The following is a 15,293-nucleotide window of genomic DNA, read 5'->3' as shown; positions in this document are numbered from 1 at the left end:
AACCCTCTCTGAAACAGAAAGGGTTTTTATAGATTATTAGAAATCTACTTTTTAAACCTCAAAAGGCTCAATAGAAACGTAAGATCTGTTATCTTTTTTCTTAGTAAATTTTACAAGACCATCAACTTTAGCGTGTAATGTATGATCTTTTCCTTGGTAAACGTTTTCAGCTGGGTGATGCGTATTACCTCTTTGTCTTAATATGATGTTTCCAGCGATAGCAGCTTGTCCACCAAATATCTTAACGCCTAAACGTTTAGATTCTGATTCTCTACCATTTTTAGAACTACCAACTCCTTTTTTATGAGCCATTATCTTAAGGTTTTATATTGTTATACTTAAGTAGTTTTGCAATTAAGCTTTACCACCATCTAATTCGTCTTGCCATTTTTTCAACTCATCCCACTTACCGTCAGCAGCTAATTTAGCTTGAGCTGGCCAAGTATCTGTAACGTGGTTTCCACGAACACCAGAGATGATTTCAGAAATTGCTTCTGGCGTTGCCTTAGCAACATCAGCAAATGTAGCCATACCTGCTTCTACTAATGTAGAGGCGATTTTTGGTCCTACACCTTCAATTTTCTTTAAATCGTCAGCTTTACCAGTTGCTTTTTTAGGTGCAGCCTTTTTAGGTGCAGCTTTTTCAGCTTTTGGTGCAGTAGCTTTCGCTGCTACTTTTGGTTCAGCTTTTTTAGTTTCTTTTTTTGGAGCAGCCTTTTTTGCTGGTTTAGCTCCAGAAGCAGTAATACTTTCAATTATGATTTCTGTTAAAGATTGTCTGTGTCCATTTTTAACACGGTAACCTTTACGTCTTTTCTTTTTGAAAACTATTACTTTATCACCTTTAAGGTGCTTCAAGACTTTTGCACTTACTTGTGCTCCGTCTATAGCTGGGGCGCCTAGTGTAGTTTTGCTACCATCTCCTATTAAAAGAACGTTATCGAAAGAAACTTTCTTACCTTCTTCAGTAGATAAACGATTAACAAAAACTCTTTGGTCTTTTTCAACTTTAAATTGATGCCCTGCTATCTCTACAATTGCGTACATAGCGTAACGTTTTTATTATTTAGTTTAAAATCATTTCACTTTCTTTCTCAGAAAGCGGATGCAAATATACTCCTAAATTCGTAATCTGCAAACGTTTTAAGGGTTTTCAAGCGGTTTTCGAGCATGTTTTTGAGCGCATTATATAATGTGTTTGTTTTTGAGTTAATAATTAATAGAGTTTTCACATATTATTATGTTAAAAAAGAGCAATGATTCCTTATTTTTGCTAGGCTTTGTGTAACAAAATCTATAACACTTAGTCAAACACTAAAACAATTTAAATTTTAAACACTAATTAATAATGAAAAAAAGTTTATTTACTCTAGCACTTTTACTGCTGGTTGGTATACATTCCAATGCACAGCAGGTAGAATTTGAGGAGTACGATTTAGACAATGGTATGCATGTAATATTGCACCAAGATAATTCGGCTCCAGTTGTAACCGTATCTGTAATGTATCATGTTGGAGCAAAAGATGAAGATCCAAAACGTACAGGATTTGCACATTTCTTCGAACATTTATTATTTGAAGGAACAGAAAATATTCCGAGAGGAGAATGGTTTAACATTGTAACTGCTAATGGCGGTAGCAATAATGCTAACACCACTGACGACAGAACTTATTATTACGAAGTTTTTCCTTCTAACGCTGTAGAGACAGGTTTATGGATGGAATCAGAACGTTTGCTTCACCCAGTAATTAATCAAATAGGTGTAGATACACAAAACGAAGTAGTAAAGGAAGAAAAACGTTTACGAGTAGACAACCAACCTTACGGAAATATCTTAGCTGAGATTAAAAAGCGTATGTTTAAGGTGCATCCTTATAAAGGAACAACTATTGGTGAGATGGAACATTTAGATGCTGCAACTTTAGAAGAGTTTCAAGCATTTAATAAAAAATTCTACGTACCAAATAATGCGGTTTTAGTTGTAGCTGGTGATATTGACAAGGCTGCTGTAAAGAAAATGGTAAAGGATTATTTTGGTCCAATACCAAGAGGTGCAGATGTTAAAAGAGACCTTCCAAGAGAGCAACCTATGACTGAGTCTGTGCGCGATAAAGCTTACGATCCAAACATTCAGATTCCTGCAGTTATTGCAGCATATAGAACGCCATCTTTTAAGGATAGAGATGCTTATGCTTTAGATATGATTTCTAGTTATTTAAGTGGTGGAAAAAGTTCGGTACTATACAAGAAAATGGTAGACGAACAAAAACAAGCTTTACAGGTACAGGCGGTTAATATCAGTCAAGAAGATTACGGTATTTACGCTTTATTTGGTTTGCCATTGGGTGATGTATCGTTAGATACTTTAATTACCGAAATGGATGAAGAAATAGCAAAGATCCAAACAGATTTAATTTCTGAGCGCGATTATCAAAAACTTCAAAATCAATTTGAGAATCAGTTTGTAAATTCTAATTCTAGTATTTCTGGTATAGCAAATTCATTAGCACGTTACTACATGTTATATGATGATATTAATTTAATCAATAATGAAATAGATATTTACCGTTCTATTACAAGAGAAGAAATGAGAGATGTTGCTAAGAAGTATTTAAATTCTAATCAGCGTTTAATACTAGAGTATTTACCAAAAAAAGATGATCAATAAAATGAAAAATTTTAATATGAAAACTAAAATATCTGCATTTGTCGTATTGTTTTTAATGGCAATGGGAGTAAATGCACAAATAGACCGATCTAAAATGCCAGAGCCAGGTCCTGCTCCTAAAATTACTTTAGAAGTACCTGGTGAATTTGAATTAAAAAATGGTATTAAGGTACTTGTTGTAGAGAATCATAAATTACCAAGAGTATCGTATTCTCTTAGCATAGATAATAAACCAATTACTGAAGGAAAGAAGGCTGGTGTTTCTAGTATTCTTGCAGCAATGTTAGGTAATGGAACTACTAATATTCCAAAGGATGATTTTAATGATGAAATTGACTTTTTAGGAGCTAATTTAGGCTTTGGAGCTCAAGGAGCTTTTGCAAGTTCGTTATCTAAATATTCTGATAGAATTATAGAATTAATGGCTGATGCAGCAATTAACCCTTTATTGACTAAAGAAGAATTTGATAAGGAGAAAGAAAAACTTATTGAGAATTTAAAGTCTAGCGAAAAAAGTGTAGATGCCGTTGCTGGTCGAGTAGGTGGAGCGTTATCCTATGGTGCAAATCATCCAAGAGGTGAATTTACAACAGAAGCTACAGTTAATAATATTGAATTTGCAGATGTATTAGCATTTTATGAAAAGTACTTTAACCCAAATAATGCTTATATCGTTGTTGTTGGTGATGTAGAAATAAGAGATGTTGAAAAGCAACTTAAAAAACATTTTAGTAAATGGGAAAAAGCTGCTAGTGTAGAAATTGCTTTACCAGAGCCAAAGGCAAATGCCCAATATACTCAGGTTAATTTTATAGATATGCCAAATGCTGTACAGTCTAATATCTCATTAACAAATAATGTAGATTTAAAGATGAAGGATGCAGATTATCATTCAGTTTTAATTGCTAATAAGATATTAGGTGGTGGTTTTGGTAGTTACCTTAACATGAATTTACGTGAAGAGCATGGTTATACTTATGGAGCGCGCTCTAGCGTTGGTACAAGTCGATGGAATGCATCTCGTTTTACGGCTGGTGCAGCGGTAAGAAATATGGTTACTGATAGTGCTGTAGTTGAGACTTTGAAAGAAATAAACCGTATTAAAACAGAACCAGTAGAAGCAGATAAATTAGCAAATGCTAAGGCTAAGTACGTTGGTGATTTTGTTTTAGCTTTAGAGAGCCCACAAACTATTGCGCGTTATGCTTTAAATATTAAGCTGAATGATTTACCAAAAGACTTTTACACAACTTATTTAGAGAAAATTAATGCAGTATCTAAAGAAGATGTTACTCGTGTAGCAAATAAATACTTTAAGACGGAAAATGCTCGTATTGTTGTTGTAGGTAAAGGAAGTGAAGTATTAGAGAATCTTGAAAAAACAGGAATCCCGATTATGTACTACGATACTTATGCAAATAAGACAGAAAAGCCAATCTTTTCAAAACCATTACCAGAAGGTTTAACAGCTGCTACAGTAATTAAAAATTATGTAAAAGCAATAGGTGGAGAAGAAAATCTTAGAAAAGTAAATTCTACAATGACAAGCGCTGAAATGACAATTCCAGGTGCTCCATTTAAGCCTAATGCTGTCATTAAGCAAATGACACCTAATAAGTTCTCTATGGAAGTGGTAGCTGAAGGTATGGGTACTTTAATGAAGCAAAATTTTGATGGTGAAAACGGTTACATGGAGCAACAAGGTAGAAAAGTACCTATGGATGACGCAACATTATCAGACAGAAAATCGTCTAAAGGTTTGTTTGAAGAATTATTTATGGAGCCATCGACACTTAAGTTAGATAGTAAAACTACAATTGATGGTACGGATGTTTATAAGATTGTTGTAACTAAAGATGATAAGTCGTCGTTTAGATACTATGATGCTGAAACAGGATATTTAGTAAGAACAGAAGAAACTGCAGAAGCACAAGGACAATCTGTTACTACTATAACAGATTATGGAGATTACAAAGAGGTTGGTGGTATAATGATGCCGTATACAATGAAGGTAACTGCAGGTCCTCAAGTATTTACTTTTGAAACAAAAGAAGTGAAAATAAATGAGGGAGTAACGGCTGACGATTTTAACTAGAGTAAGTTACTTATTAAATAAAATAAAGACCGTGGCGAGAGCTTCGGTCTTTTTTATGTTTTACTTTTATTAGCGAGATAAACACCTACCAAAATTAATATAGCAGCTAAACCCTGAATAAAACTGAAGGTTTCACCATCTAAAATTCCCCAAATTAAAGCGACTATTGGCATAATGTAAGTCACTGAAGAAGCGAATACAGGAGTTGATATTTGTACCAACTTAAAGAAAATTACCTTGGCTATTGCCGTCCCAAAAACAGATAAGATTATAATATAAATTATAGAACTTATAAAATCTGGGTGATTAAGTCTTTCTTGAGTAAAAAAATCTGTGAATAAAAGTATTATTAAAGCTGGTATTACAATAAATACATAGTTACCTGCTGCAATTGCTAATGGTTTTACGTCTTGCAAATAGCGTTTTATAATATTTACATTAGTAGCATACATTAAGGTTGAAGCGATTACAAAGCAAGCATATAAATAATTTTGACTAGGATTTAATTCAGCACCTTTTAATATTAACAGCGCTGTCCCAATAAATCCAATGATTACACCAAAAACTTGTCTTTTTGTAGAAGTAATTTTAAATACAGCAAAACCTAATAAGATTGTGTTTAGTGGCACTAATGAGTTTAAAATTGAAGTTACTGCACTATCTATTTCTGTCTCTGCAATTGCGAAAAAAAAAGCGGGAATAAACGAACCTAATAAGCCAGATATTATTAACCATTTCCATTTAGATTTGGAAATAACTTTTAGTTTTTTATAACCAAAAAATAAAAGAATGATTCCTGTAATAATTGTTCTAATCGCACCAAGCTGATAGGCTGTTAGACCTAATAGAGATTTCTTAATTAAAATGAATGAACTGCCCCATATTATAGAAAGTATTAATAGGTATATCCATTTTATATTAGGATTTTTCATACAAAGGCTATGTAAAAGAATCACAAAAGTCGTTAATTATTTCGCAAAAAACGGGAATATGTATTAGATTTATGCCAAATTAAGAGTTTATGATTATGAATACAATTAAGAATATATGCATTATTGGCGTTATGGCTTTGGTTTTTGCATCTTGCAATAATCAATCACAACCAGAAGTAAAGACTGTAGAAGTGAAAGTTGCTAAAAAAGATGTTGCTGTAACTTTAGATCCAAACGCAACTTATGCAAAGGTTGAGTTTGGTATTGAAGGAATGACATGTGCAATGGGCTGTGCTAAGACTATTGAAAAGAAAATGGCAAAAATGGAGGGCGTTAAATCTGCAAAAGTAGATTTTGATAATCGTTTGGCTATGGTAGAATATGATGAAGCTAAAGTATCTCCAAAAACCTTAGAGGAAACTGTTACTAAAGTTGCTGATATTTATAAGGTGAAGGATATGAAGGTTGTAGATGATTTTGGTGCAAAATCTAAAGTATGTGCTGATGATTGCGATAAAGAGTGTTGTAAGAACAAGACTGAAATGGAAAAAAAGGAATGTGCTGAAGATTGTAAAAAAATGTGTTGCACTGAGGCAAAGAAAGCTGAGTAAAACTAGATTAAAATTTTAAAATACAATAAAACGCTATCCTTTGGGATGGCGTTTTTTTGGATTAAACTACTTGAAAAAGAACGAATGAGATTATTAGATAACCAAGAGGTAATAGCCATAAAAGATAAATTGAAGTTCTTTTAGCTTTGGTTTTAGCATTGAGGACATTTCTCTTTTTACCGTTATAACGCATCCAATTTTTAAAAACAATAAATAAAGAGACCATACTAAATAGAATCCAAAATTTTTGAGATGTCATGGTTATTATTTTCATCTGTTTAGCAAAAGCCATAAAAAAAGTACAAATTACTAGTATCAATGAAAGCTCTAGTAAATTAATATAAACTAGTGCTAATGCGATACTTCGCTTACCTATTGATTTCTTATAGTACTTAAAAACGGAGATGTAATAGTTATCCAGCATAATTATTTTAATTAAAAAAGCCACAGCTTAAAAACAAAGTTGTGGCTTTTTTTAATTTATTTTAAATATTAATTGCCAGTAACTTCAATATTATCAATATGGTATCTCGTAGTTGCGCTTGGATCAGAGCCTTCATAAAAGAAAGCATAGTGCACTGTACCGTCTACACAAGAAACGTTTATTGGACCAACACTTTCGAAGCTACCAAAGCCTCCGCCAGGACCTGAAGGAATAGAAGCATCTAATAAAGACCAAGTGGCCGTTGTTGGGTCTCCAGTAAAATCGCTAGAAACGAAAACAGTTAGTATAGTTCCATTGTCAAAGTTTGATTGTACATCAAAAGACAGCTCTTCACCAACTGTAGCATCCATATTTACAGGTGGAGTTACTAACCATACATTAATCTCATCATCTCCACTATTAAATCCAGAAATCTGAGCATAACTCGATCCGCTAAAACTACCAATAACCCATTCGGTACTTCCGCCACTTATATTAACATTAGTCCAACCTTCAGCGGCATAACCAGCAAAACCTTCAAAATTTTCAGAGTAAATTGCACTTCCTCCACCAGAAGCACCAGTACATTCAAAGAAGTCCGGGTCACAACGGTTCTCAATACCACCAAAAGTAATATCCTCAGGTGTATTTATAGCTACTATAAAATCGTCAGCTTCAAAAGTTCTAGATAAAACAGCATTAACATTACCGCGCCCAGAAGGTAAAGCTAAACCTTTGAAATCAGCAAAAGTACTTGTGCTAAAGATAACAGCATCACCAGAGGCACAGCTCTCTAGTGTGCGCTCTCCATCAAATTGATCTTGTGCAGACGACGCATAGGTATTTAGGTTATTTACTGTATCAAAAACTTCGTTTCTGTTAAATTGAACATCAGATAATGCAATCATCATATTGGTTTTATTGAGAGCTCCTTCATTTAAATCAGAGATGCTCATCGGAAGTGGCACAATAGTAGCAACTTCTGAGGATCTTTGAATAAATTGAGTCTCAAATGAAGAAGGTATTTTATCTACTTCATTTCCATTTAAAACGCCCAAGGTTAAAACACCATTACCAATACCAACAGATAGTCCGCTAATTTTCACAAATACTTTTCTACCAACTTCATATTTAGTAAATAATGGATTTACATCGATTAAAAGTTTAATTCCAATAGTCGGATTCTCAGCTTTATCCTGAATGATTATTTCTTCAAAATAATTTCCTGCTTCATCAGATGATACTACATATCCTGTGATATATTCATCGGTATCACTAAATACATATGAAACGGTATCTGATTCATTAGAATAATCTAAAGGTTGCGGTGCAAAGATTCCGTCATTAGCACTTTGTTCTTGCGCTAAATCACCACCTAAAGAACCTAAAGTTCTTATTTGAGATGCAGGTATATTTGGTTCTTCTATTGAAATATTCGGCGTGCCAAAATCATCGTCTTGTACACAACTGTTATATACTACAAATCCAATTAGTAATAGTATAATTTTGTTAATTTTTAATGCTTTCATTTTTTTAAATTTATTTTGATCTAACATAGCTTTTTTTAAAATCTTACATATACGTTAAGGTAGTATGTAGTGCCGTTACCATAGAAATAACGATTACCAAATACTGGGCCAGCAGAATTAGTTTGTTCTGCGAGTTGACTTCTATAATCTACTCGTCGAGATTGCTCAAAACCACCTGTTCTAAATTGTTTGTTGAATACATTATTGATAGTCGCGAAGAACCCAACAAAGTAATCATCAATACGCCAAGATTTTCCACCTACAATGTTAACTAACATATAATCGTCAAACTGCTCTTGTTTTAAAAGGCTTTTAGCAACATCTTCATCATAGTCGTTAATTGCGTAACCGCTTATATTACCACCTGCAGGAATAATTAAATTTTGAGTTACAGGATCAATTGGTAATAGGTCTACATCTTGTGCAAATGACGCTGATCTTTTTAAAGCACTAGCATCCACATAAGCGTTAGAGAAGAAATTACTAGTAACTCCTATGTTCCAAAATTCTGGATCACGATATTCAAATCCAATTTGATATGCACGCTCAGGTCCACCAGACACATGAAGATCTTTTAAAGCAGTGGTGCCATCTCCATAGGTTAAAATAGTATTATCTCCATTTTCATCAACAAAATCTGCCGCTGTATAATATAAATCTGGATTGTTTGTAAAAGTGTATTGACCAACCGAAGCAGCTGCTTTTAATTTAATTGTTGGCGTTACTTGTGCTTCTATACCTAACTCAGCTCCTATATGACGTCTATCTATATTTGTTTGGACTTCTTGTACAAAATTACTCGAGTTTTCAGTAAAGAAAAAACCTATATCGGTACCATCTTGAAAACTTGAGTAGAAACCTGTAAGTCTAGCTTTTACAATTGGCGATCTAAAGATATAACTCGCATCAACGGACTGAATAGTCTCACTTTCTAATCCAATTACAGTTTGGTTACTTTGTCTAGCATTACCAAAAGAGTTTCTTATGTTTGGTGCTTTTGTAAAGTAACTTGCATTTATATCAATTAAATGCTTACCAGTTAATTTATAAGTTAAACCTGCTTTAGCTCCATAATTTGTAAACTTTAACTGTTCACTTTTTCCAAAAGAACTAACATCCCCAAAATTACTTACATTACCATTTCCTGGGAAAAAGCCATTTTCATAGAGACCGTTTCTTTGATAATTTGTTTGAGACACGTTTGCACCAATATAAAAGTCTACCTTATTATATTTAAATTGAGTTTGTACAAAACTACTTATAACGTCAGAATCTATCTCGTAGTTATATTTATATCGGTCTCCTTCGGTAACTACTCTATTAGGATTTCTTAAATCACTTTGCGCTTGTCCTTGAGATTGCTGACCTGTTTGTTGCTCAGCAAAAGCATCAATATCTAAATAGCCAGATCCACCTAACAAGTCTTCAATCCGAGCAAAGTTTTCACTATTTAATCCTCTGTAACTAATATTGGCATTTAGTCTTATGTTATCAGCTAATTCTGCATCTAAAATACTATTCACACTTAATTGTTTGTCATTAATAACATCAGATTGAAGTGCATAAACAGAATAACTATTTATAGAGTTAGCAAAATAAAGTTCATTCCAATCTAATTGACCATCGTTAACAAAATCTTGTTGAGCTGCAAATGCTAATTGAAAATCATTAGCAGTTGGGTTGGCATCATCTAGAAAGAAACTTGGTAAATTTTGATAATATTCTGGTGTTGGATTACGAGCACCACCATATTGCCCATTATTAATAGCATCTAAGCGCGACCCATTATTATCAATACGTGTATTTGCAATTTCACCAAATTGGTAGGCTACGTTTGTATTTAATTTTACTTTAGAAGAAATATCCCAATAGTGATTTAGCATTAAAATAGGTTCTTCAATTTCTCGTATTCTAGAATTTCTTGCTTCACCATCTTGGTTTCCCCAAAACGGGTTGTAAGTTCTACCTTTAAGATTAAAAACTTCTTCGGTAATTGCTGTTGAACGACCACGTCTATTCTGCGCATAAATACCTGTAAAGTTTAAACTGTGTTTTTCATTAATTTGTTTTTCTACGATGGCAACAAACGAATTAGAGTCGTATAAAGTAGCATCAACAAATCCTTCATCTCCAAAACGTCTTGATGCTAAAACAGAATATGACCAACCTCCTTTTAGTAAACCAGAACTATAGCTTGCCATTACTCTACCTGTATAGCTTCTATTCGCAGAGGCATAAGATATACGACCTCCTTCTCTATATTTTGAAGCGCGCATAATGATATTATTTGTACCTGCTAAGTCACCAAAATTATAGTCATTAGCAGACATACCCATTGAGAATTCTTGATTTCTTTGAAGGTCGTTTATACCTCCCCAGTTTCCCCATTGTGGTCTACCGGTAAATTGCTTATTCATCTCAATACCATTAATAAGTACTTTACCATTAGCATTATCTAAACCTCTTGGTCTAAAAAATGTGGCACTAAAATCAAATGCTGCTGCATTGAGAAAGACATCCCTTGAAGCTTGTAACAAGCCAGAAATGTTGTCCGTTAAACCGTCATCTTCACTATTTAAATTGTCATCAGAAATTGAAATAATGAATAAATCTTTTTTGTCACTCGAATCAAAATCGAGAGTCATTCCGCTTATATCAACAGTTTGTCCTTCGTTGATAATAATTGGATAACGTTTAGTAACATATTCTACTTTTTCGACCTTTAAAACCTGTTCACCAAGAGGAACATTTAGAGTAAAACTAAACTCTCCCTTAGCATCAGTTTTTGTAGTTTGTCCGGTTTCTTCAATAGTAATTGTTACATCAGGAATTGGTTCACCTGTAGTTCCATCCAAAACACTTCCTTTGACAACTGTTTGCGCAACAGCAGCTAATGAGAAGACAATTGAGAATAGAAAGAGTAAAAAACTTTTTTTCATGCTTAATATTAAAATTGATTGTTATAATACTTTAAATAAATGTTATTTAAGGCGAGCAAATGTACATCATTTATAATAATTACATACTTTTGGCAAGCAATTTGCGTAGGATATAACAATTAGATAATACAGTTATAATGAAATTATTAAAATCACTTCTTTTGTTACTTGCATTAGTAAGTATTTCAAATGTTTGGGCCCAAGGAGAAAAACGTTTTAAAATACATACAGTCGCATTCTACAATTTAGAAAATCTTTTTGACACTATCAACGATCCATTAAAATATGATGAAGCTAGCCCAATGATGGAAATGAAGGCTAACCGATCTGAAGTTTATAAGAAAAAAGTAAAAAATATGGCTCGAGTTGTTGCTAATATTGGTAGCGATATGGCCAACAATTCTCCTGCTATTATCGGAGTTTGTGAGATTGAGAATAGAGATGTATTAGAGGATTTAGTAAATGATCCTTTGTTATTAGGTAAGGATTATGGTATAATTCATTTTGATGGCCCTGATAAGAGAAGTATTGATGTCGCTTTATTATACCAAAAGGCACTTTTTAAGCCTATAGATTCTAAGTCTCATGAGTTATTGATTTACGATGATGTATCTAGAAAGCGCGTGTTTACGAGAGATCAACTACTTGTTACAGGTAAGCTAGAAGGTGATTTAATTCATATTCTAGTAAATCACTGGCCATCTCGTAGTGGTGGAGAAGCAAGAAGTAGGTCTAAGCGAGTAGGTGCAGCTAAATTGAACAAACGCATTATTGATTCTATTCAGTCCAAAGATCCTTATGCTAAGATTTTTACAATGGGAGATTTGAATGATGATCCTACAAATGAAAGTGTAAAGAAAGTTTTAAAAGCTCAAAAGGATAAGAAACGAGTTGGTTTAAAAGGCATATATAATCCATTTGAAAAAATGTTTACAGAAAAGGGTTATGGAACAACGGCATATCGCGATGCATGGAGCTTATTTGATCAAATAATGATGACTAAACCATTATTAGAAGATGATTACTCTTCATTTAGATTTTGGAAGGCAGGTATTTATAATAAAGCATACCTAACAAATAAAAGAGGTAGGTATGAAGGCTACCCTTTTAGAAGTTTTGCGGACGGAGGATTTACCAATGGCTTTAGTGATCACTTTCCTGTTTATGTATATTTAATTAAAGAAGCGATAGAAGATTAACTTTCTGTAAAAGATTAAATAAAAAAGGTACAAACAATGTTTGTACCTTTTTTATGCTTTTTAAAACCAAAGATTCCAAGGAATCATATATAATACCAAAGCTAAAGCTATAGAGTAAAAAATAGCTAACATCTTAAATTTTGGTTTAGAAACTAATTTCTTTTTATGTTTAGAATAACCAATAGTTACTAAAGCCACTGCTATAATCATTGTTGTTGGATGCTCAACAGCTAGTTTTCTAACAGCATCATTTTTCATAACCTCACCAACGCTCATTTCGTCAAAATAGCCTTTCGTGAACCATAAAATAAGACCAATTAATAGTTGAAGGTGCATTGTAATTAAAGCAAAAAGCGAGATTCTAAAGTCGCTAGGACTAAATTCCTTATTACCAAAAAATTTAAAAAGTGCATTAAAGGTCGCTAGTACTAAAACGAGCAGTACTACATAGGCCCAACCAGAGTGAATAAATTGCATTGTATTCATGATATAAGTTTTAAGATTACAAACATAAGGATTTGAGCACGAATTAGATTATTCTGAAATAGTAATTTTATGCTTAATCTCATTTCCTAATTCGTCTACAACTGTTATAGTATGCTTACCTGAAGTAGGTAAAACAGCCATATCATGAAAATCTTTTGTCGTGCCAATAAACTGATCGTCAATATACCAGTAGAGTTTTAATTCGGGTTTTGAGTGTGCTACTTTTAGTATGAGTTCATTTGTATTACCTTCAAAATCTTTAGGTAAAAAAATAGAGCTTTGTTGGTTGGGATATATAAATTCCATAGAATTTTCTAAAGCGTCTATACAATCATGTCTATAAGGCGGAAGGGTTTTATAAAATGGGTTTTTATTCTTAAAATAGTAAGCTTGTAAAGGAGGAAGAATAAACCAAGATTTGTTATTAATATTTGAAATCACTTCACAAGAAGAGTTGACTTGAAACTGTTCAGAACTATTTAGATGCACTAGTTTATGATAAGGACAAGGGGTTGTTTTTTGTCCACTAATCTGAATAAATTGTAGCTCAGTATCATCGCAAACAGAAGACGCTCTATAACCGCTCTTTTTACAGATATTTACTTCTAGCATTTCATCATAAGGTTTACTAAACCATTTACTTTTTGGTAAAACATCGAAAACATCAAAAAGAATAGGTGCAGCAGTTTGTACACCAACTAATCCTGGCCTTCCTTCACCATCTGCATTCCCAACCCAAACACCAACCACATAATCTTTGGTTGTACCAATAGCCCAAGCATCTCTAAATCCAAAACTAGTACCTGTTTTCCATGCAATATCTTGAGAAGAATCATAAAATTGCCAACTCTCATCGCTTTCTGGTCTATTCACTTGTTTCATACTTTCAAAAGTTAAATAAATAGAAGCCGCATCAAAAACGATTTTTTCTTTAGTCAATTTCCCGAAATTAACTGATTGACTAGAATTATAAATTGGTTGAGAAAATTCATTAGTAAAATATTGGCTAGAGTTTTCATTAAAGTGGTTTAAAGTAGAAGCCATTGATGCATAACTTTTACACAAATCCCAAAGGTTACTTTCTGCACCACCTAGTACTAATGACAAACCATAATGATTGGCATTGTATTTTAAATCCTTAAGTTGTAATTGTTTTAAATAATTGTAGAAACGGTCTAATCCAAAATCTTTAAGCATCCTAACAGCGGGCACATTTAAAGAACGGGATAGTGCTTCATTGGCATGAACCGCACCATCGTAAGATTTATTGAAATTTTCAGGCTGATAACTCCCGAACTGAGTTGGTACGTCTGCAATTAACATTTTGGGTAGTAAATCACCAGAATCTAGCATAGAAGCATATAAAAAGGGTTTTAAAATACTACCTGTGCTTCTGGGTTTATCTATTATGTCTACATTTTTCTGATGCGCTTTATCTGTTGGTGAGTTACCAATATATGATAGAACTTCTCGCGTTTGGACATCTAAAACTAATACAGATATATTATAAATTTCATTTTGTTTTAAAAGATTGTAGTGTCGTTTTACAATATTATTTGCTTGTTGTTGTAGTGTTACATTCAGTGTGGTTTCAATACGTTCGCCTTTATTAGTCTTAGCAATTTTTTGAAGTAAGTGTGGTGCAATTTGTGGTAATGGATAGGGTTTTTGAGGTAAGCCCTCTGCGATTGATAACTGATAAGTTAATTCATCAATAGTTTTATTATCAAATAATTTTTTTAGAAGTCGATTGCGTTTTTTTAATAATCGTTTTTGATTTTTACCAGGATAAATGAGACTTGGTGCATTGGGCAATACAGCAAGTGTTGCACTTTCCGCCCAAGATAAATCTGTGGCATTTCTATTAAAATATCGCCATGCTGCGGCATCAATGCCAACAACATTTCCACCAAATGGTGCGTGACTTGCGTAAAGATTGAGAATACTATGCTTTGATAACCGTAATTCTAGTCGGGTTGCAAGAATGAGTTCTTTTAATTTTTCTAGATAAGTCCTTGATTTACCTTTACGAGATAATCGAATGACTTGTTGTGTAATGGTGCTTCCACCGCGTTTTACAGAGCCAGAACTTAAATTTTGTTTTAATGCTTTAAAAATTGAAACAGGATTAAAACCAGGATGCTTATAAAAGTATTCATCCTCAAACTGAAGAATACATATTTTAAATTTTTCTGGAATGCTATCGCTTTCTGGAAATCTCCACTGGCCATCATCTGCAATAATAGCTCCTAAAAGTTCGTTTGAGGTACTTGTTATAACAGTTGCAGTAGAATCTTTAAATAATTGGCGAGGTAAGCAGAAATAATAAACAATTAAAAGAATAAAAACGAATATCGTTTTAATCTTATGTCGTTTAAAATATCTTAATAACCTATACATATACTATACA

The 15,293-nt window shown here is 33.1% G+C and carries 12 protein-coding genes; 4 read left to right on the top strand and 8 right to left on the bottom strand.

The features are described from left to right. Window positions 1-51: 51 nt before the first annotated feature. Both rpmA and rplU read right to left on the bottom strand, forming a co-directional pair. Window positions 52-312 carry a 50S ribosomal protein L27 gene (gene rpmA / locus ACFWU4_RS01310; RefSeq protein WP_411124096.1) on the bottom strand — a complete coding sequence of 87 codons (261 nt, stop codon included), beginning with the start codon at window positions 310-312 and terminating at the stop codon, window positions 52-54. A 42-nt stretch (window positions 313-354) separates the two neighbouring features. Next, window positions 355-1,047 (bottom strand): 50S ribosomal protein L21, encoded by a 693-nt coding sequence (rplU, locus tag ACFWU4_RS01305; protein WP_411124094.1) that lies wholly within the window; start codon window positions 1,045-1,047, stop codon window positions 355-357. Window positions 1,048-1,348: 301 nt separating this feature from the next. Here rplU and ACFWU4_RS01300 point away from each other — a divergent pair, with 301 nt between their 5' ends. Further along, window positions 1,349-2,668 carry a M16 family metallopeptidase gene (locus tag ACFWU4_RS01300; protein WP_411124092.1) on the top strand — a complete coding sequence of 440 codons (1,320 nt, stop codon included), beginning with the start codon at window positions 1,349-1,351 and terminating at the stop codon, window positions 2,666-2,668. 16 nt (window positions 2,669-2,684) lie between these two features. Further along, a complete protein-coding gene (locus ACFWU4_RS01295; protein WP_411124090.1) occupies window positions 2,685-4,763 on the top strand; it encodes an insulinase family protein in 2,079 nt (692 codons plus the stop codon). Between the two features lie 53 nt (window positions 4,764-4,816). On the opposite strand, the gene ACFWU4_RS01290 is transcribed toward ACFWU4_RS01295, so the two are convergent. Continuing rightward, the gene (locus ACFWU4_RS01290; protein WP_411124089.1) at window positions 4,817-5,695 is read right to left on the bottom strand and encodes a DMT family transporter; all 879 of its coding nucleotides are present in this window, start codon (window positions 5,693-5,695) and stop codon (window positions 4,817-4,819) included. Window positions 5,696-5,790: 95 nt separating this feature from the next. Between ACFWU4_RS01290 and ACFWU4_RS01285 the strand changes: the two genes are divergently transcribed. Continuing rightward, complete coding sequence (locus ACFWU4_RS01285) at window positions 5,791-6,306, top strand: cation transporter (protein ID WP_411124087.1); 516 nt, start codon at window positions 5,791-5,793, stop codon at window positions 6,304-6,306. A gap of 61 nt (window positions 6,307-6,367) precedes the next feature. On the opposite strand, the gene ACFWU4_RS01280 is transcribed toward ACFWU4_RS01285, so the two are convergent. From ACFWU4_RS01280 to ACFWU4_RS01270, 3 genes are all read right to left on the bottom strand, one after another. Beyond that, window positions 6,368-6,730: a hypothetical protein gene (locus ACFWU4_RS01280; RefSeq protein WP_411124085.1), complete on the bottom strand. Its 363-nt coding sequence runs from the start codon at window positions 6,728-6,730 to the stop codon at window positions 6,368-6,370. Window positions 6,731-6,798: 68 nt separating this feature from the next. After that, window positions 6,799-8,259, bottom strand: a complete 1,461-nt coding sequence (locus ACFWU4_RS01275) for a DUF5689 domain-containing protein (RefSeq protein WP_411124083.1) — start codon at window positions 8,257-8,259, stop codon at window positions 6,799-6,801. Window positions 8,260-8,294: 35 nt separating this feature from the next. Further along, a complete protein-coding gene (locus ACFWU4_RS01270; protein WP_411124081.1) occupies window positions 8,295-11,198 on the bottom strand; it encodes a carboxypeptidase regulatory-like domain-containing protein in 2,904 nt (967 codons plus the stop codon). A 137-nt stretch (window positions 11,199-11,335) separates the two neighbouring features. On the opposite strand from ACFWU4_RS01270, the gene ACFWU4_RS01265 reads away from it, so the two are divergent. After that, window positions 11,336-12,397, top strand: coding sequence for an endonuclease/exonuclease/phosphatase family protein (locus tag ACFWU4_RS01265; RefSeq protein ID WP_411124079.1), 1,062 nt, complete (start codon window positions 11,336-11,338; stop codon window positions 12,395-12,397). A 60-nt stretch (window positions 12,398-12,457) separates the two neighbouring features. Here the strand turns inward: ACFWU4_RS01265 and ACFWU4_RS01260 are convergent, their stop codons facing one another. Together ACFWU4_RS01260 and pbpC are read right to left on the bottom strand one after the other, a co-directional pair. Further along, a complete protein-coding gene (locus tag ACFWU4_RS01260; RefSeq protein WP_411124077.1) occupies window positions 12,458-12,883 on the bottom strand; it encodes a hypothetical protein in 426 nt (141 codons plus the stop codon). Window positions 12,884-12,931: 48 nt separating this feature from the next. Further along, on the bottom strand, window positions 12,932-15,283 hold the full coding sequence (pbpC, locus tag ACFWU4_RS01255; RefSeq protein WP_411124075.1) for a penicillin-binding protein 1C: 2,352 nt from the start codon (window positions 15,281-15,283) through the stop codon (window positions 12,932-12,934). Window positions 15,284-15,293 lie beyond the last annotated feature (10 nt).

Source organism: Winogradskyella sp. PE311 (assembly GCF_046545555.1).
Taxonomy (GTDB): Bacteria; Bacteroidota; Bacteroidia; order Flavobacteriales; family Flavobacteriaceae; genus Winogradskyella.
The sequence above is the reverse complement of the archived record's forward strand: the minus strand, read 5'-3'. Positions and strand labels throughout refer to the sequence as shown.

Bases quoted from the DNA above. Each gene is read 5' to 3' on its own strand.
- rpmA (WP_411124096.1), bottom strand. From the start codon at position 312: ATGGCTCATAAAAAAGGAGTTGGTAGTTCTAAAAATGGTAGAGAATCA.
- rplU (WP_411124094.1), bottom strand. From the start codon at position 1,047: ATGTACGCAATTGTAGAGATAGCAGGGCATCAATTTAAAGTTGAAAAA.
- ACFWU4_RS01300 (WP_411124092.1), top strand. From the start codon at position 1,349: ATGAAAAAAAGTTTATTTACTCTAGCACTTTTACTGCTGGTTGGTATA.
- ACFWU4_RS01295 (WP_411124090.1), top strand. From the start codon at position 2,685: ATGAAAACTAAAATATCTGCATTTGTCGTATTGTTTTTAATGGCAATG.
- ACFWU4_RS01290 (WP_411124089.1), bottom strand. From the start codon at position 5,695: ATGAAAAATCCTAATATAAAATGGATATACCTATTAATACTTTCTATA.
- ACFWU4_RS01285 (WP_411124087.1), top strand. From the start codon at position 5,791: ATGAATACAATTAAGAATATATGCATTATTGGCGTTATGGCTTTGGTT.
- ACFWU4_RS01280 (WP_411124085.1), bottom strand. From the start codon at position 6,730: ATGCTGGATAACTATTACATCTCCGTTTTTAAGTACTATAAGAAATCA.
- ACFWU4_RS01275 (WP_411124083.1), bottom strand. From the start codon at position 8,259: ATGAAAGCATTAAAAATTAACAAAATTATACTATTACTAATTGGATTT.
- ACFWU4_RS01270 (WP_411124081.1), bottom strand. From the start codon at position 11,198: ATGAAAAAAAGTTTTTTACTCTTTCTATTCTCAATTGTCTTCTCATTA.
- ACFWU4_RS01265 (WP_411124079.1), top strand. From the start codon at position 11,336: ATGAAATTATTAAAATCACTTCTTTTGTTACTTGCATTAGTAAGTATT.
- ACFWU4_RS01260 (WP_411124077.1), bottom strand. From the start codon at position 12,883: ATGAATACAATGCAATTTATTCACTCTGGTTGGGCCTATGTAGTACTG.
- pbpC (WP_411124075.1), bottom strand. From the start codon at position 15,283: ATGTATAGGTTATTAAGATATTTTAAACGACATAAGATTAAAACGATA.